Origin of the sequence: Polymorphospora sp. NPDC050346, assembly GCF_040655695.1 — a bacterium.
In the GTDB taxonomy this organism is placed as follows: domain Bacteria; phylum Actinomycetota; class Actinomycetes; order Mycobacteriales; family Micromonosporaceae; genus Polymorphospora; species Polymorphospora lycopeni.
Genome location: NZ_JBFAKM010000023.1, coordinates 85,214 through 101,651, shown reverse-complemented (window position 1 = coordinate 101,651; position 16,438 = coordinate 85,214). Strand labels below are relative to the sequence as shown.

15 protein-coding genes are annotated in these 16,438 nt (G+C 73.4%); 11 read left to right on the top strand and 4 right to left on the bottom strand.

The window, feature by feature from the left end:
- Positions 1-57 precede the first annotated feature (57 nt).
- The gene (locus tag AB0I42_RS23075) at positions 58-1,236 is read left to right on the top strand and encodes an acyl-CoA dehydrogenase family protein (protein WP_357539853.1); all 1,179 of its coding nucleotides are present in this window, start codon (positions 58-60) and stop codon (positions 1,234-1,236) included.
- A gap of 600 nt (positions 1,237-1,836) precedes the next feature.
- On the opposite strand, the gene gdhA is transcribed toward AB0I42_RS23075, so the two are convergent.
- Complete coding sequence (gene gdhA, locus AB0I42_RS23070) at positions 1,837-3,198, bottom strand: NADP-specific glutamate dehydrogenase (protein WP_357539851.1); 1,362 nt, start codon at positions 3,196-3,198, stop codon at positions 1,837-1,839.
- Between the two features lie 174 nt (positions 3,199-3,372).
- Between gdhA and AB0I42_RS23065 the strand changes: the two genes are divergently transcribed.
- The 3 genes from AB0I42_RS23065 (at position 3,373) to AB0I42_RS23055 (ending at position 4,987) form a co-directional block, all read left to right on the top strand.
- The gene (locus tag AB0I42_RS23065) at positions 3,373-3,567 is read left to right on the top strand and encodes a hypothetical protein (RefSeq protein WP_357539849.1); all 195 of its coding nucleotides are present in this window, start codon (positions 3,373-3,375) and stop codon (positions 3,565-3,567) included.
- Between the two features lie 103 nt (positions 3,568-3,670).
- Positions 3,671-4,012, top strand: coding sequence for a hypothetical protein (locus AB0I42_RS23060; protein ID WP_357539847.1), 342 nt, complete (start codon positions 3,671-3,673; stop codon positions 4,010-4,012).
- Between the two features lie 78 nt (positions 4,013-4,090).
- On the top strand, positions 4,091-4,987 hold the full coding sequence (locus AB0I42_RS23055; RefSeq protein WP_357539845.1) for a sigma-70 family RNA polymerase sigma factor: 897 nt from the start codon (positions 4,091-4,093) through the stop codon (positions 4,985-4,987).
- On the opposite strand, the gene AB0I42_RS23050 is transcribed toward AB0I42_RS23055, so the two are convergent.
- Both AB0I42_RS23050 and AB0I42_RS23045 read right to left on the bottom strand, forming a co-directional pair.
- Positions 4,984-5,424: a carboxymuconolactone decarboxylase family protein gene (locus AB0I42_RS23050; RefSeq protein ID WP_357539843.1), complete on the bottom strand. Its 441-nt coding sequence runs from the start codon at positions 5,422-5,424 to the stop codon at positions 4,984-4,986. The two genes, AB0I42_RS23055 and AB0I42_RS23050, sit on opposite strands and share 4 nt — an antisense overlap.
- 102 nt (positions 5,425-5,526) lie before the next feature.
- On the bottom strand, positions 5,527-6,390 hold the full coding sequence (locus tag AB0I42_RS23045; protein WP_357539841.1) for a LysR family transcriptional regulator: 864 nt from the start codon (positions 6,388-6,390) through the stop codon (positions 5,527-5,529).
- A gap of 67 nt (positions 6,391-6,457) precedes the next feature.
- Here AB0I42_RS23045 and AB0I42_RS23040 point away from each other — a divergent pair, with 67 nt between their 5' ends.
- A complete protein-coding gene (locus AB0I42_RS23040) occupies positions 6,458-7,426 on the top strand; it encodes an EamA family transporter (protein WP_357539839.1) in 969 nt (322 codons plus the stop codon).
- Positions 7,354-8,007 carry a ThuA domain-containing protein gene (locus tag AB0I42_RS23035; protein WP_357539837.1) on the top strand — a complete coding sequence of 218 codons (654 nt, stop codon included), beginning with the start codon at positions 7,354-7,356 and terminating at the stop codon, positions 8,005-8,007. Before AB0I42_RS23040 ends, AB0I42_RS23035 begins: the two co-directional genes overlap by 73 nt.
- Before the next feature lie 11 nt (positions 8,008-8,018).
- Here the strand turns inward: AB0I42_RS23035 and AB0I42_RS23030 are convergent, their stop codons facing one another.
- Positions 8,019-9,569, bottom strand: a complete 1,551-nt coding sequence (locus AB0I42_RS23030; RefSeq protein ID WP_357539835.1) for a serine hydrolase domain-containing protein — start codon at positions 9,567-9,569, stop codon at positions 8,019-8,021.
- A 267-nt stretch (positions 9,570-9,836) separates the two neighbouring features.
- On the opposite strand from AB0I42_RS23030, the gene AB0I42_RS23025 reads away from it, so the two are divergent.
- From AB0I42_RS23025 to AB0I42_RS23005, 5 genes are all read left to right on the top strand, one after another.
- Complete coding sequence (locus tag AB0I42_RS23025) at positions 9,837-10,580, top strand: sugar phosphate isomerase/epimerase (RefSeq protein ID WP_357539833.1); 744 nt, start codon at positions 9,837-9,839, stop codon at positions 10,578-10,580.
- Entirely contained in the window at positions 10,577-11,707 is a 1,131-nt protein-coding gene (locus AB0I42_RS23020) for a Gfo/Idh/MocA family oxidoreductase (protein ID WP_357539831.1), read from the top strand. Before AB0I42_RS23025 ends, AB0I42_RS23020 begins: the two co-directional genes overlap by 4 nt.
- Positions 11,708-11,868: 161 nt before the next feature.
- The gene (locus tag AB0I42_RS23015) at positions 11,869-13,326 is read left to right on the top strand and encodes a PepSY domain-containing protein (RefSeq protein WP_357539829.1); all 1,458 of its coding nucleotides are present in this window, start codon (positions 11,869-11,871) and stop codon (positions 13,324-13,326) included.
- Positions 13,327-13,834: 508 nt separating this feature from the next.
- Positions 13,835-15,238: an endo-1,4-beta-xylanase gene (locus tag AB0I42_RS23010; RefSeq protein WP_357539827.1), complete on the top strand. Its 1,404-nt coding sequence runs from the start codon at positions 13,835-13,837 to the stop codon at positions 15,236-15,238.
- 207 nt (positions 15,239-15,445) lie between these two features.
- Positions 15,446-16,423, top strand: a complete 978-nt coding sequence (locus AB0I42_RS23005) for an aldo/keto reductase (RefSeq protein ID WP_357539825.1) — start codon at positions 15,446-15,448, stop codon at positions 16,421-16,423.
- Positions 16,424-16,438: the final 15 nt, after the last annotated feature.

Below are 16,438 nucleotides of genomic sequence, written 5' to 3'. Positions count from 1 at the left end.
GCGACATCTCCGCGCCACCCGTGACGATCCCGCGACACCCTTTCGGAAGGACCGGCCGTGCCCCTGGTGACCCCCGCCGCCCCGCTGGACTACCTGGGCGTCGACGCCCTGGTCGACGACGAGACCCGCGACCTGCAGGCCGCCGTGCGGCACTTCGTCGACGAGCGCGTCCGCCCGCACGTCGCCACCTGGTTCGAGGACGGTCGCCTGCCGGCCCGCGATCTCGCCCGCGAACTCGGCGAACTCGGCGTGCTCGGCATGCACCTGACCGGGTACGGCTGCGCCGGCACCAGCGCCACCGCGTACGGCCTGGCCTGCCTGGAACTGGAGGCCGGCGACTCCGGCCTGCGCTCCCTGGTGTCGGTGCAGGGCTCGCTCGCGATGTACGCGATCTGGCGGTTCGGCTCCGCCGAGCACAAGCAGGAGTGGCTGCCCGCGATGGCCGCCGGCCGGGCGATCGGCTGCTTCGGGCTCACCGAACCCGACTTCGGCTCCGACCCAGCCGGGATGCGCACCCGGGCCCGCCGCGACGGCGACGACTGGATCCTCAGCGGCACCAAGATGTGGATCACCAACGGCTCCGTCGCCGACGTCGCCGTGGTCTGGGCACAGACCGACGACGGAATCCGTGGCTTCGTCGTACCCACCGACACCCCGGGCTTCTCGGCCCCGGAGATCAAGCGCAAGCTGTCCCTGCGCGCCTCGGTCACCTCCGAACTCGTGCTCGACGACGTACGGCTGCCGGCCGACGCGGTGCTCCCCGGCGGGACCGGCATGGGCGGACCGCTGTCCTGCCTCAACGAGGCGCGGATGGGCATCGTGTTCGGCGCGCTCGGCGCGGCCCGGGACTGCCTCGAGACGACCATCGCCTACGCCCAGAGCCGGCAGATCTTCGACAAGCCGCTGGCGGCGCACCAGATCACCCAGGTCAAGCTGGCCGACATGACCGTCGAACTGGGCAAGGGCCTCCTGCTCGCCCTCCACCTCGGCCGGCTGAAGGACACCGGGGCGCTGGACCACCGGCAGATCAGCCTCGGCAAGCTCAACAGCGTCCGGGAAGCCCTCGCGATCGCCAACACCTGCCGCACGATCCTCGGCGCGGCGGGCATCACGCTCGACTACCCGGTGATGCGGCACGCCGCCAACCTGGAGTCGGTGCTGACGTACGAGGGCACCTCCGAGGTGCACCAGCTCGTCATCGGGCAGACCCTGACCGGCCACGCCGCCTTCCGCTGACGCCGCCGCCCGTCGTCCGTCGCCGGGGAGCCGACGTTCGCTCCCCGGCGACGGCCCCGGCGGCAGGCACAAGGGGGGAGCGGATTCCGAAGCGGGAGGCGCCCTGTGGGCATGACGGCTTCGCCGCATGTCCTCGGGCTCCAGACGGTGCGGCGGCGCTCGGTCGACTCGCGCCCCTGGTCACGGTCTACTGCGGTCCGTCGCTTGCTTTGCCGGGGCGTTTCGGTCGGTGGTTGCCACGGCCGACGGCGGCCGGACGCTTCCCGGATCCCGAGAATGGTGGCGGCCGGCGTCGCCTGGCGGCCGGGGTCGCCTGGTGCCCATGGGGCGTTGTTGATCTGGGCGGGAGGGACCTTATCCACGCTCGATAAGGTCCCTCCCGCCCAGATCAACCGCGTGACTCCGTGACCTGCCCCGCCCATGACGGACGTTCGGCGCATATCGCTCTGGGAGTGGGGTGGTGGACGGGGATTCCGTGGGACGAGCTGAGGCTGGGAGGGGTTATCCGGCCGGAATAACCCCTCCCACGCTCAGCTCGTCAGCGGGCTGGGGCTGTCGGCCCGGGGCCTGGCCGACCAGATCCCCGCTCCGACGCACGCCCTAGATGAGGCCGTGCGCGAGCATCGCCTCGGCCACCCGCCGGAAGCCGTCGATGTTCGCCCCGGCGACGTAGTTCCCCGGCATGCCGTACTCGTCGGCGGTGGCGTGGCAGCGGGCGTGGATGTCGGACATGATCTCCCGCAGCCGCTGCTCGGAGTGGGCGAACGTCCACGAGTCGCGGCTCGCGTTCTGCTGCATCTCCAGCGCGCTGGCGGCCACCCCGCCGGCGTTGGCGGCCTTGCCCGGCCCGAACCGGACGCCGGCCTCGGCGAACGCGCGGACCGCGTCCGGGCGGGTCGGCATGTTCGCGCCCTCGACGACGATGCTGCAGCCGCCGTCGATGAGGGCCGCCGCCTCGGCCGCGCCGATCTCGTTCTGCGTCGCGCTCGGGAGCGCGACCTCGCACGGCACCTCCCACACCGAGCGGCCGGCGACGAACGAGGCGTGCCGGCGGTGCGTCACGTACTCGTCGATCCGGGCCCGCCGGACCTCCTTGAGGTCCTTGAGCAGGTCGAGGTCGATGCCCTTGTCGTCGTGTACGTAGCCGGAGGAGTCCGAACACGCCACGACGGTGCCGCCGAGCTGCCGCACCTTCTCGATCGCGTAGATCGCCACGTTGCCCGACCCGGAGACCACGACCCGCTTGCCCTCGAAGCTGTCGCCGGTGACGCGCAGCATCTCCTCGGCGAAGAACACGGTGCCGTACCCGGTCGCCTCCCGGCGCACCTGGGCACCGCCGTAGCTCAGCCCCTTGCCGGTCAGCACCCCGGACTCGTATCGGTTCGTGATGCGCTTGTACTGGCCGAACAGGTATCCGATCTCCCGCCCGCCGACGCCGATGTCACCGGCGGGCACGTCGGTGTACTCGCCGATGTGCCGGTACAGCTCGGTCATGAACGACTGGCAGAACCGCATCACCTCACGGTCCGAGCGGCCCTTCGGGTCGAAGTCCGAGCCGCCCTTGCCGCCGCCGATCGGCATCCCGGTCAGCGCGTTCTTGAACAACTGCTCGAAGCCGAGGAACTTCACGATGCCCAGGTAGACCGACGGGTGGAACCGCAGCCCGCCCTTGTAGGGGCCGAGCGCGCTGTTGAACTCCACCCGGAACCCGCGGTTGATGTGCACCTCGCCGCGGTCGTCCTCCCACGGCACCCGGAAGATGATCTGCCGTTCCGGTTCGCAGATCCGCTCGATGATCTTCGCGTCGGCGTACTCGGGATGCCGGGTCAGGGCGGGTACGACACTGTCCAGCACCTCGCGCACCGCCTGGTGGAACTCGGCCTCGCCGGGATTGCGGCGCACCACGTCGGCGAAGATCGTTTCCAGCCTGTCCCGCGCGTCCAGCCTGTCTCGTGCGGTCACCCGGTTCCTCCCGCGTCCGTCACCCATTTGCCCAGCTCAGACCCTACGGCATCGGCGTACTCGGATCTCCTGCCGTGTGGGGTGAGGTGACGGCGCGGATTCGCGTGTCGTACGGGCGCCGGCCGGTGCCGGATGACTAGACTGTGCGCTCGTACGTCTGTGCTATTCGGGGGGATGGCTGTGCGCTCCGCTGAACCTGTGCACCTCGGTTGGATCTTCCGTCCCGAGCACCGCGACGGTGGTGCCGACCACGCCGGCAAACGGGTCCACTCCGTCGGCCGGGCGCTCGACCCCGACGGCCGGATCGAGGTGATCCTGATCGACGGCGCACGGGTGCGGGCCTACCGCCGGGAGATAGTCCCAGGTTGACGGCGACCCCACCGACATCGACCGACCCCCGGTACACCGCGGCGGCGACGGGTGCCATAGTGGCGACTCTGTTGAACGTGACGGGCGGTACGGAGGCGGGCCGGTGGGCAGGATCGGCGAGGTGTGGCAGCTACGTCGGGGCGACGAGGTGCTGGGTGAGATCACAGTCACCGACGCCGACTTCCCCTGGCTGGGCGGCAGTTTCGCGGCCCGGCCCGGGTTCGCCGAGGTCGCACCCCTGTTCGCCGAGGAGGTCGCGCTGTCGACCGTGCTCGAGGACGACGACAGCGCGGCCGCCGTCGAGGCGTGGGAGACGGCGTACGACCGCATCACGACGCTGATGACGCTGGTGGCGCCGACCGGTCCGGTCGCCGAGTTCCTGCTGCACATGGGCGCCGGCGAGTGCTGGTTCCGGTGGAGCGACGAGCCGTTCGCCCGGGAGTGACCCGACGTCGGCCGATCGGGGTGCGCCGGCCGTCGGTAGAGTCCGGAACATGGTCCACGTCCCCAGGCGTCCCGCTCCGTGAGCCGGGAGGCGCTTTTCGAGGGACAGCGCGGTCGGTTGACGGCACTGGCCTACCGCATGCTCGGCTCGTGGACCGACGCCGAGGACGTGGTGCAGGACGTCGCGATCGAGTGGTGGGCCGGCGCGGACGACGTGGCGAACCCGGGCGGGTGGCTGACGACGACGACGGTGCGCCGCGCGATCGACGCGCTGCGCAGACGCCAACGCGAGTCGAGCTACGTCGGCCCGTGGCTACCCGAGCCGGTCGTCGTCGACCGGCAGCCGGCGGCCGCCGACCTGGTCGAGGTGGGGGAGACCCTGTCGACGGCGTTCCTGATGATCGCCGAGACGCTGACCCCGCCGCAGCGGGCGGTCGTGGTCCTGCGGTCGCTGGGCTACCGCCACGACGAGATCGCCGGGGTCCTCGACATCACCCCGGCGGCCGCCCGGCAACACCATGCCAGGGCCATGCGAACACTCGACCGGCACGGGGCACCGACCGGGAACGGCGCCGCCGACCGGGCCGGCGACGAGGCCGGCACGCGGTCGCTGCTGGTGGCGTTCCTGTCGGCGGCCCGCGACGGTGATCTCGACGCGCTCGTCGCGCTGCTGCACGACGACGTCGTCGCGTACAACGACGGGGGCGGCCGGCGGCGCGCGGCCCGCAACCCGCTGTTCGGTCCGGCGAAGGTGGCCCGGTTCGTCGTCGGGATCAGCGGGATGTCCACCCGGCGTGCCGTGCGGCTGGTCACCGTCAACGGCACGCCGGGCGCGATCGTCACCCTGGCCGGCGTCGTCCACGTCATCTCGATACAGGTGCGTGACGGCCGGATCCACCGGATCTTCGACGTCTCCAACCCGGACAAGCACGGCGCCGTCCCGGGCCCGGTTGCGCCCGATCCGGCGGCCGTCTAGCCGACCAGGGGCGGCGGGGCGGTGAGCGTGCTGACGCAGATGCGGTTCCACACGTTGATCGTCCCGATCGCGAGCACCAGATCGGACAGTTCCCGCGCCGGGAACAGGCGGGCCGCCTCGGCCCAGACGGCGTCGTCGACGCCGGTGGCGATCATGGTGATCGCCTCGGTCAGGGCCAGCGCCGCCCGCTCCCGCTCGGTGAAGAAGCCGGTGTCCCGCCAGGCGCTGACCGCGTAGATCCGCCGGGTCGGCTGGCCCAGCTTCTCCAGGTCGGTGGCGTGCATGTCGACGCAGTACGCGCAGCCGTTGAGCTGCGAGGCGCGCAGCTTCACGAGGTCGAACAGGATGTCGTCGAGGTTCTCCCGGGCGTACCGGTCCAGGTCCGCCACGGCCTGGAAGCCCTGCGGCGCGTGCTGCCTGATGTTCAAGCGTGCCATCGTCGTCCTTCACCGTTGCCGCGTCGCCCACCCGGGCGACGGGAGGGCGGGCCGCCCTCCACAACGGCTGTCGACGGCGGGGCCGCGGGTGTGACAGACGGGTCAGCCGGCCGGCGGCCGGTACGTCCCGCGGACGAGGTCGAGCAGGTCGCCGAGGTACGCGGGCGGGTCGTCGCGCCACCACGCGAGCCAGACCGGCAGCGGCCGCGCGTCGCGCAGCGGCCGGTACGCCACCCCCGGCCGGGGATTCTGGTTCGCGGTGGCCTCCGAGGTGATCCCGACGGCCTGCCCGGCGGCGATCAGCGTGAGCCACTCGTCCACGCTGTGCGTGATGCGGATGGTGGTCGGGGCGGCGTCGGCCGGCCACATGTCCGGCGTGGTCGTCCCGGTACGGTCGTCGATCGCCACCGGGTACCGGGCCAGGTCCGCGATCCGTACGGCCCGGCGCCGGGCCAGCCGGTTGTCGGTGGCCACGGCGGCGTAGCGGGCCTCGACGCCCACCTGCGCGGTGTCGAAGCGCGGGTCGTGCAGGGGCCGGCGGACCACCGCCACGTCCGCGGCGCCCTCGGCGAGCCCGGCGCTGGCGGTGGGCGACTGCACGAACACCAGCGGCAGCCGGGGGTGCGCCGCAGCCCACGCCCTCTGCAGCCGTCGGGTGTGCCGGCCCAGTGCCGCCCACGCGTAGCCGATCCGCAGTTCGGTGCGGGACTGTTCGACGACCCGGTGCAGGGCGGCGACCTCGTCGAGCACGCTGCGGGCCCGGGCCAGGACCTGCGCCCCGGTCGCGGTCAGCGCGACGTGGCGGGTGGTGCGCTGGAGCAGCCGGGCGCCGAGCGCCACCTCCAGGGCGGCGACACCACGCGAGACCGCGGCCTGCGACACGCCCAGGGCCGCGGCGGCCCCGGTGAACGTGCCCGCGTCGACGACCGCGACGAGTGCCCGCAGGTGCCGCAGCTCGACATCCATACGCCCAGCGTATAGCTGTGACGCGGACGCATTTCCGGTCCCCGCCGACCGCGCGGACAGTCGGGGCATGACCTCCGAGATCACCGGCACCGGCCGGACCCCGTCGCTCGGCGGGCTGGCGACGATGCTCGCCAGCGCGACCAGCAGCCAGGTCGGTGCCGCCGTCGGCGCGCAGGCGTTCGCCACCGTCGGGCCGGCCGGGGTCGTCGCCGTCCGGCAGCTCGTCGCGGCCGCGGTCCTGCTGCCGGCCGTCCGGCCGGACCTGCGCCGCTTCACCTGGCCGCAGTGGTGGCCGACTCTGCTGCTCGGGGCGGTGTTCGCCACGATGAACCTGAGCCTCTACAGCGCGGTCGACCGGATCGGGCTCGGCCTGGCCGTCACCCTGGAGTTCCTCGGCCCGCTCGCGGTCGCCCTGGCCGGCTCGCGTACCCGGCTCGACCTGGCCTGCGCGGCCGGCGCCGCCGTCGGGGTGTACGTCCTGGTGCTGCCCGGACCCGCCAGCGACCTTCCCGGCGTCGGCCTCGGTCTGCTCGCGGGCGCCTGCTGGGCGGCGTACATCCTGCTCAACCGCCTGCTCGGGAGCCGGCTGCCCGGTCTGCAGGCGCCCGCCGCCGCCACCGCCGTGTCCGCGCTCGCCTGCCTGCCGGTCGCCGTCGTCCTGCTCGTCCAGGGCCGGCTGCACGGCGGCGGGATCCTGTTCGCGGCGGTCGCCGGCCTGCTCAGCTCGGTCGTGCCGTACGCGGCCGACCTGATCGTGTTGCGCCGGGTGCCCGCGCGCCTCTTCGGCGTGGTGATGAGCGTCCATCCGGTGCTGGCCGCGCTCGCCGGCCTGGTCCTGCTCCACCAGGTGCTCGACCCGCACGAGTGGGCCGGCATCGCGATCGTCGTCGCCGTCAACGCGTTCGCCGTCGCGGCCCGGGCCGGCGGGCCCGCGTCGCACGCCCGACGCTCTAGGATCGTCGGATGCGGATCCTGGTCTACAGCCGCACGGGCGGGTTCCGGCACGACTCGATCCCGGCCGGGGTGGCGGCCCTGACGACACTCGGCCGCCGGCACGGGTTCGAGGTCGTCGCGACCGAGGACCCGGCCGTCCTGACCCCGGCCGGGCTCGCCGGCCACGCCGCGGTGGCGTTCCTGAGCACCAGCGGGACGATCTCCGACGACCCGGCCGCCCGGGCGGCGCTGGAAGGCTACGTCCGCGGCGGCGGTGGCTACGTCGGCATCCACGGCGCGGCCACCACCGAATACGACTGGCCGTTCTACGGCGCCCTGGTGGGGGCCTGGTTCGACCGGCACCCGGCGGTGCAGCCCGGCCGGATCGTCGTCGAGGACCCCGACCACCCGGCGACCGCGCACCTGCCGCCGGTCTGGGAACGCACCGACGAGTGGTACGACTTCCGCACCAACCCGCGCCCGTCGGTGCGGGTGCTGCTGCGGGTCGACGAGACGTCGTACGAGGGTGGCCGGATGGGCACCGACCACCCGATCGCCTGGTGCCATGAAAATCTCGGCGGCCGGTCGTTCTACACCGGGCTCGGGCACACCGTCGGGTCGTACGAGGAGCCGGCGGTGCTGGCCCACCTACTCGGCGGGATCCGGTACGCCACCGGCGGCTGACGTCGCCCCCGTCAGACCGTCTGTGTCACCGGGTGCGGTCCGGCGACCGCCGCGCCGGCCCGCCGCGCCGTATGCAGGCGGGTCAACCGCGCGACGAGTACGGTCACACAGGACAGCACGATCGCGATCCCGAGCACGTAGACCATCGGGAAGAGCCAGAGCACGAGCCGGTACGACACGATGTCGACCAGTCCCATCAGCGCCCCGACCAGCACCGGCAGCAGTGTCCCGAGCAGCCCGGACAGGACCAGCGGCGCCAGGCGCAGGACGATCCCACGGCCGGTCGTGTCCGTGCGGCGCCCGGCCCAGCGGCGGGCCCGCAGCAGCCCGACGCACGCGAGGACCAGCACGACACCGCTCAGCGCCGCCAGGAAGATGTTGACCCCGTCGTAGGGATTGGTGATCGCCTGTCGTGGTCCGCCGTCCAGGGCGGCGATCGCGTTGTGGGTCAGCAGCGCCGGCGCCCCCGCGGCGTTGGTCAGCGCCACCGCGCCCGTGCCGGTCCGCGGCGAGAACTCGATGCTGGAGGCGTACGTCGCGAGGGTGCCGCCGTGCCCGATGAAGGGTTCGGTGTCGGACTCCGCCGACGTGTCGCGCCAGCCGAGGCCGTACTCGCCCGCCTCGTCGGGGACGTCGTGCATCGACCGCAGCATCGGCTCCGACAGCAGGCGTTCACCCGTCGCGGCGGAGGTGCCGTCACCGAGCTGGAACGCGAGCCACCGGCCCATGTCCGTCGCGGTGGAGACGATCCCGCCGCTGCCGGCGCAGGTACCCGGCATCTCGGGCACCGCGAGCCGGAGGGCCAGCACGGCGGAGAAGCCGTTGGTCAGCCCGTCGGGGCGCGCGTCGCAGAGGTTGGTCGACGTCGTTGAGGTCATGCCCAGCGGCGCGAACACCCGCTGACCGAGGTAGGCGTTGAACTCCGTCCCGGACGAGACCTCGACGATCCGCGCCAGGATCCCGTAGCCGGTGTTGCTGTACTCCGTACGGGTCCCGGGTTCGGCGGCCAGCGGGTGTCCGGCGACGGATTCGACGACCTCGGCCGGTGACCCGGCCGGCCGGGCGGCGTACTCCTGGGCCACCGCGGAGATCCCCGAGCGGTGGGTCAGCAGGTCGCGGACCGTGATCGACCGGTGCCCGGGGTCGCCCATGCGGAAGTCCGGCAGCACGTCGACGACGGGGTCGGTCAGCCCGAACCGGCCCGCGTCGACCTGCTGGAGCACCGCCAGGGCGGTGAACGCCTTGCTCATCGAGCCGATCCGGAACAGCGTGTCGGCGTCGACGGGCCGCCCGGCGCCGTCCTCGCCGCGCACCAGCGTCTGCGGCGTCCCGCCGGCCAGGACCACCAGCGCCGCGCCGGGCGGCCGGACGTCGCGTACGTAGCCGTCGAGGACACTCTCGACCTCGGCCCGCTCCCGCGCGCTCGCGGCTGGGGCGACGAGCGCCACCACCGGCACCACCAACGCCAGAGTCAGCAACCATCGCCAGTGCCCGGACCGGCCTGTTCGTTCCGTGGTGCCGCCTACCCGCATCGTGGTGCCACCCTCTCGTCCCTCACCCACGCCGGGGACGCTACGGAGCGTGGCGTCCGGACGGATCGGGAAGGCTCCGGAGATCCACCCGGAGATCCGCAGGCGCTCACCCCTAAGCGGCGGGTGGCGTGTGGTCAGGGTCTGCGGCCCGAGCCGTGGCACGACACGGCCGACCTCTCCAGATATCGTTGTCTGTCGATGACAGTGGGTGGTGGGCGTCGCATCCACGCGCACCGCCCCGGTGAAGACGACCACCCGGACCGGCCCGCCGGTCGGCCGGCCTCCCGAAGGGGAACCATGACCTCCCTCGCCGTCCAGCTCTACAGCGTGCGGGAACCGCTCGCCGCCGACCGGCCGGGCACCCTGCGCCGGCTCGCCGACGCCGGATACCGGGCCGTGGAGCCGTTCGACACCCATGTCGACCCGCACGGGCTACGGGCCGCGCTCGACCCGCTCGGGCTGGCCGTCTGCGCCACCCACGGCGACGTACTCGGACCGGACCGCGACGCGGTCCTCGCCGGCGCGGTCGTGCTCGGCACCGACACCGTCATCCAGCCCATGGCGCCGCCGCGGCGGTTCGCCGACCGCGCCGGGATCGAGGCGACCGCCCGCGACCTCAACGCCGCCGCCGTCCGCGCCGCCGACCACGGACTGCGGCTCGGATACCACAACCACCACTGGGAACTGGCCTCCCGGATCGACGGCCGGCCGGCCCTGGAGGTCCTCGCCGACCTGCTCGCCCCCGAGGTGCTGCTCGAGGTCGACATCTACTGGGCCGCGACCGGCGGCGCCGACGTACCGGAACTCCTGGGTCGGCTCGGCGACCGGGTCCGCTATCTGCACGTCAAGGACGGCCCGGCGACCGAGGCCGGACCGATGACCGCCGTCGGCGCCGGGGTCGTCCCGGTCGTCGCCGCGCTCGCCGCCGCACCGGCGGCCCGGCGGATCGTCGAACTCGACCGTTGCGCCACCGACGTCCTCGAGGCGATCGAGGAGAGCCACCGATACCTGACCGCCCTGGAGCAGGGAGCACCGCGATGACCGGACACGGACCCGTGGGTGTCGCCGTCGTCGGCTGCGGCACCGTCAGCCACCAGTACCTGCCCACCCTGATCACGTCCCCGGACCTGCGGGTCGTCGCCTGCGCCGACCTCGACCTCGACCGGGCCGGCGCCGTCGCCGCCCGGTACGGGGTGCCGCACGCCACCGACGTGCCGACCGCGCTGCACCACCCCGACGTCGAACTCGTCGTCAACCTCACCATCCCGGCCGCGCACGACGCCGTCGCCGGCGCGGCGATCGCCGCCGGCCGGCACGTCTACAACGAGAAGCCGCTGTCCATGGACCGCGAGTCCGGCGGCCGGCTGCTCGCCGCGGCGGCCGACGCCGGGGTACGGGTCGGCGGCGCACCCGACACGTTCCTCACCGCCGGCACGCAGGCGGCGCTGGCCATGCTCGCCGAGGGGGCCATCGGCACCCCGCAGACCGCGCTGCTGCTGTTGCAGAGCCCCGGACCGGAGTCGTGGCACGAGTCACCGGAGTTCCTCTACCAGCGGGGTGCCGGCCCGCTGTTCGACCTCGGCCCGTACTACCTGACCGCGCTCGCCTCGGCGTTCGGGCCGGCCGGCCGGGTCGCGGCCGCCGGCCGGCGGGCGTTCCCGCACCGGACCATCGGCGCCGGCCCGCGGGCCGGGACCAGTTTCCCGGTCGAGGTGCCCACCCACGTCACCGCGCTCGTCGAGTTCGTCGCCGGCCAGGTGGCGACGCTGGTGTTCAGCTTCGACTCGCCGCTCTCCCGCGCCGGCTTCCTGGAGATCACCGGCACCACCGCCACCCTGGCGCTGCCCGACCCGAACGGCTACGACGGGCACCCCCGACTGCGCCGGGCGACGGACGACGACTGGGTGCCGGTACCGATCTCCGGCCAGCGGTCCGGCCGGGGCATCGGCGTGGTGGAGATGGCCCGGGCCATCCGGCTCGACCGCCCGCACCGGGCCTCCGGAGAGCAGGCACTGCACGTGCTCGACCTGATGATGGCGATCGCCGAGGCCGCCGACACCGGCGGGTTCGTCACGGTGAAGAGCAGCTTCACCCCGGCCGCTCCGCTGCCGTCCGGCTGGGACCCGACGGTGGCGACGATCGCGGCCACCTCCGCCGGCCCCACGTAGCGGTACCGCCGCTGCTCGCCAACCCGCCGTGGCCCGGCTGCCACGGGTGGGGCGACCGGTCATCGATCCGCGAGAATGGTCGGAACTACCTGGGGGCGCGCCGCGACTACTGAGCGGGCGCCGGTGTCTCCGTGCCGGCCGTGAGCCTGATCGGAGCACACATGTCCCTGACCTCTGCCAGGTCGGCCGGGCCGGCCGAAGCCCCACCGCCGCCGGCCGCGCCGGCCGGTTCCGGCGCCGGGCGCCGGACGTACGGGCTGGGGCCGCTGCTGCTGCGGCTGCACTTCTACGCCGGGGTGCTGGTCGCCCCGTTCCTGGTCCTGGCGGCGGTGACCGGACTGGCCTACACCGTCACCCCGCAACTGGACCCGATCGTCTACGGCACCGAACTGCGGGCCGACCCGGCGGGCCGGACCGCGCTGCCGGTGTCGGAGCAGGTCGCCGCCGCCCGGGCCGCCCACCCCGACGGGACACTGACCTATGTGGCGCCGGGCGCCGACGGGACGACGACGCAGGTCGTGTTCACCTCGCCGGAGCTGGGGGAGGACCAGCACAGCGTGTACGTCGACCCGTACACCGCGCAGGTGAAGGGCCAGCTCACCACCTGGTTCGGATACACGCCGGTGCGTACCTGGATCGACGACCTGCACCGCAACCTGCACCTGGGGACGGTCGGGCGGCACTACTCGGAGCTGGCGGCGAGCTGGCTGTGGGTGGTGGCGCTGGGCGGGCTGGCGCTGTGGTGGCGCCGCCAGCGCGGGTCCCGGGGTCGGCTGCGCCGGCTGCTGCTGCCCGATCTGGCCGCCCGCAAGGGCGTACGCCGGACCCGGGGCTGGCACGCCAGCACCGGTGTGTGGCTGGTGGTCGGGCTGCTGTTCCTGTCCGCGACCGGACTGACCTGGTCCCGTTACGCGGGCGCCAACTTCGGCGCCGGGCTGGACGCGCTCGACGCCCGTACGCCGGTGCTGTCCACCGCCCTGGGCGGTGCGGACGGGCCGGCCGCCGGCGGCGGGCACCACGGCGGCGCTCCGACGGCCGCCCCGCCGGTCGACCCGGCCGCGATCGACGACGTGTTGCGGATCGCCCGCGCGGACGGGCTGACCGGCCCGGTCGAGGTGGTCCCGCCCGCCGACGTGTCGTCGGCGTGGACGGTGGAGCAGGTCGACAACGTGTGGCCGGTACGCCTGGACCGGGTCGCCGTCGACCCCGCCGCCGGCACCGTGGTGGACCGCAGCGACTTCGCCGACTGGCCGCTGCTCGCGAAGCTGAGCAGCCTGGGCATCAGCGCGCACATGGGCCTCCTGTTCGGCCCGGTCAACCAGATCCTGCTCGCCGCGCTCGCCGTCGGCCTGCTCTGCGTGATCTTCTGGGGCTACCGGATGTGGTGGCAGCGCCGGCCCACCCGGGCCGACCGCCGGGCGGTCGTCGGTGCCCCACCGGTTGCCCGGGGCGCCTGGTGGCAGCTTCCGACCTGGGCGATCGTGATCGGCCTGCCGGCGGTGTTCCTGCTCGGCTGGGTGCTGCCGCTGTTCGGCATTCCGCTGCTCGCCTTCATCGTCGTCGACCTGGTCGTCGCCGCGTGGCGGCGCCGCCGGTCGGGTGCCGCCGTGTCGGCGTAGGTCACCGGGGCCGGGAGGCCCCGCAGCGATGGACGTGCGGGCCCGCTCAGCGGGCCCGCACGTCGTTTTCCGGCGGACGACCGCCGGGGCCACCCGGGCGCCGCCGTGACGTTTTCTGACGGCTCCGGAAATTCGTGTCGTGCTGCCAAAATCCGTTCCGAAACTTCCGGAAGTTTTCAGTCGACTGTGCTCCGAACACCATCGGCCCTGCCTGGCGACCTGTGCTCCTCGGGCGAAACTGATCCAGTTCATCCGTGCATTGAACTACCGGAATTTCTCGGTTAGTCTTTCGGCGATCTGGATTGAGTCACGTCGATTCCGTGACCCCGGGCCGTCCGGATCGAACCGTTCGCGCGCGGCGAGTGACACCCGGTCGGTGCCTGCCCGGCACCCGGCCGGCGACCCACCATGCGGTGGCTTCCCGTCCGGCACAGCCCTCCTGCGGTCCCGTCCCACGGCAGGAGGGATCGACGTTCCGTCCACATCGTTGCCAGAGAGGTGACATCTCATGCACAGCAACTCCGACCGGGGTGGCACGCGCCGCCCGGCTACCAGGCGCGGACTGCGCGTCGTGTCCACCGTCGCCGCGGTCGGCGCCCTCGCCGCCGGCCTGGCACTGGTCGTCACGACCTCCGCCAACGCCGCCACGACGCTGGGCGCCTCCGCCGCGGAACGCGGCCGCTACTTCGGCGCCGCCGTGGCCGCCAACAAGCTCAGCGACAACACGTACGCGACGATCCTGAACCGCGAGTTCAACTCGGTCACCCCCGAGAACGAGATGAAGATCGACGCGACCGAGCCGCAACAGGGCGTCTTCACGTTCGCCAACGCCGACCGGATCGTCAACCACGCCCGCGGCCGGGGCATGCAGGTGCGGGGCCACACCCTGGCCTGGCACTCCCAGCAGCCCGGCTGGATGCAGAACATGTCGGGCAGCGCGCTGCGGGCGGCGATGCTCAACCACGTCACCCAGGTCGCCACCCACTACCGGGGACAGATCCACTCCTGGGACGTGGTCAACGAGGCGTTCGCCGACGGCAGCAGCGGCGCCCGCCGCGACTCCAACCTCCAGCGCACCGGCAACGACTGGATCGAGGCCGCGTTCCGCGCCGCCCGTGCCGCCGACCCCGGCGCCAAGCTCTGCTACAACGACTACAACACCGACGACTGGACCCACGCCAAGACCCAGGCGGTCTACAACCTGGTCCGCGACTTCAAGACCCGCGGCGTGCCGATCGACTGCGTCGGTCTGCAGTCGCACTTCAACCCCAACTCGCCCTACCCGGGCAACTACCGGACCACGCTGTCCAGCTTCGCCGCCCTCGGCGTCGACGTACAGATCACCGAACTCGACATCGAGGGGTCCGGCACCGCCCAGGCCAACACCTACCGCAACGTGGTCAACGACTGCCTGGCGGTCGCCCGCTGCACCGGAATCACCGTGTGGGGCATCCGCGACACCGACTCGTGGCGGGCCAGCGGCACCCCGCTGCTCTTCGACGGCAACGGCAACAAGAAGCCCGCGTACGACGCCACGCTGGCCGCGCTCAACGGCGGCACCCCGCCGCCGACGACCCCGCCGACCACCACCCCGCCGCCGACCACGCCCCCGCCCGGCGGCGCCGGCTGCACCGCGTCGGTCTCGCTCAACTCCTGGACCGGCGGCTTCGTGGCCACCGTACGGGTCACGGCCGGCTCGTCGGGCACGAACTCGTGGACGGTGACCCTCACCCTGCCCGCCGGGGCGGCGGTGACCAACACCTGGAACGCCCAGGCGAGCGGCAACAGCGGCACGGTCCGGTTCGCCAACGTGGCCTACAACGGCCGCGTCGCCGCCGGACAGTCGACCGAGTTCGGCTTCCAGGGCACCGGCAGCGGGACGGGGATGACCCCGACCTGCACCGCCGGCTGACCGGCCGGCCGGGCCGGCGTGGGGCGACCAGCCGCTCCACGCCGGCCCGCGCCGTACCCGGCGGCCGTCCGGCCGAGGTCGCCCCTTGACCGGGACCGTCGGTTCGAAGTAGACACTAGCGAGCTGTTTCCCGTGGGGAATCCCCTTGCCCGAGCCGCCACCAGGAGCGAACACCGTGCGACACGAGGTCCCGGGCCGGGGCGGCCGATGAGGGCGACCGACCGGGTCAGGCTGGGGCACACCGACGTACGGGTGACCCGGCTCGGACTCGGACTCGCCCCGATCGGCGGGCTCTTCACCCCCGTCGGCGACGACGTCGCCCGGGCCACCGTCGACACGGCGTGGGAGCACGGCCTGCGCCTGTTCGACACCGCTCCGCTCTACGGCGCCGGCCGCTCCGAACGCCGCGCCAGGGCGGCCCTGTCCGGCCGGCCCCGCGCCGAGTTCGCCATCTCGACCAAGGTCGGCCGCCGGCTCGTGCCCGGCGGCACCGCCGGACAGTCGTTCTGGGCCGAACCGACCGGCCTCGAACCGGTCTTCGACTTCTCGTACGCCGGGACGATGCGGTCGTACGCCGAGAGCCTGGACCGGCTCGGCCTGGACCGGATCGACATCGCCCACATCCACGACCCCGACCAGCACTTCACCGAAGCCGTCGCCGGCGCCTATCCGGCCCTGGCCGAGCTGCGCGAGCGCGGCGCCGTCGGCGCGGTCGGCGCCGGCATGAACCAGGCCCCGATGCTGGCCGACCTCGTCCGGGCCACCGACCTCGACTGCGTCCTGCTCGCCGGCCGCTACACCCTGCTCGACCAGTCCGGGCTGGCCGAACTGCTGCCGCTGTGCCACGAGCGGGGCGTCGCGGTCCTCGCCGCCGGCGTCTACAACTCCGGCCTGCTCGCCGACCCCCGGCCCGGCGCCCCCTACGACTACGCGCCGGCCCCGCCGGACCTGGTCGACCGGGCGCTCGCGCTGCGCGACGTCTGCCGGCGGCACCGGGTGCCGCTGCGGGCGGCGGCGATCCGGTTCCCGCTCGGCCACCCGGCGGTGACCAGCGTCGTCGTCGGCGCCCGCAGCCCCGACGAGGTCGCCGACGCCGTCGCCATGTTCGGGTGGGAGATCCCCGGCGCGTTCTGGGCCGACCTGAAGCGGACCGGCCTGCTGCCCGCCGACGTACCCACCCCGTGAACCGGAACCCCCTGG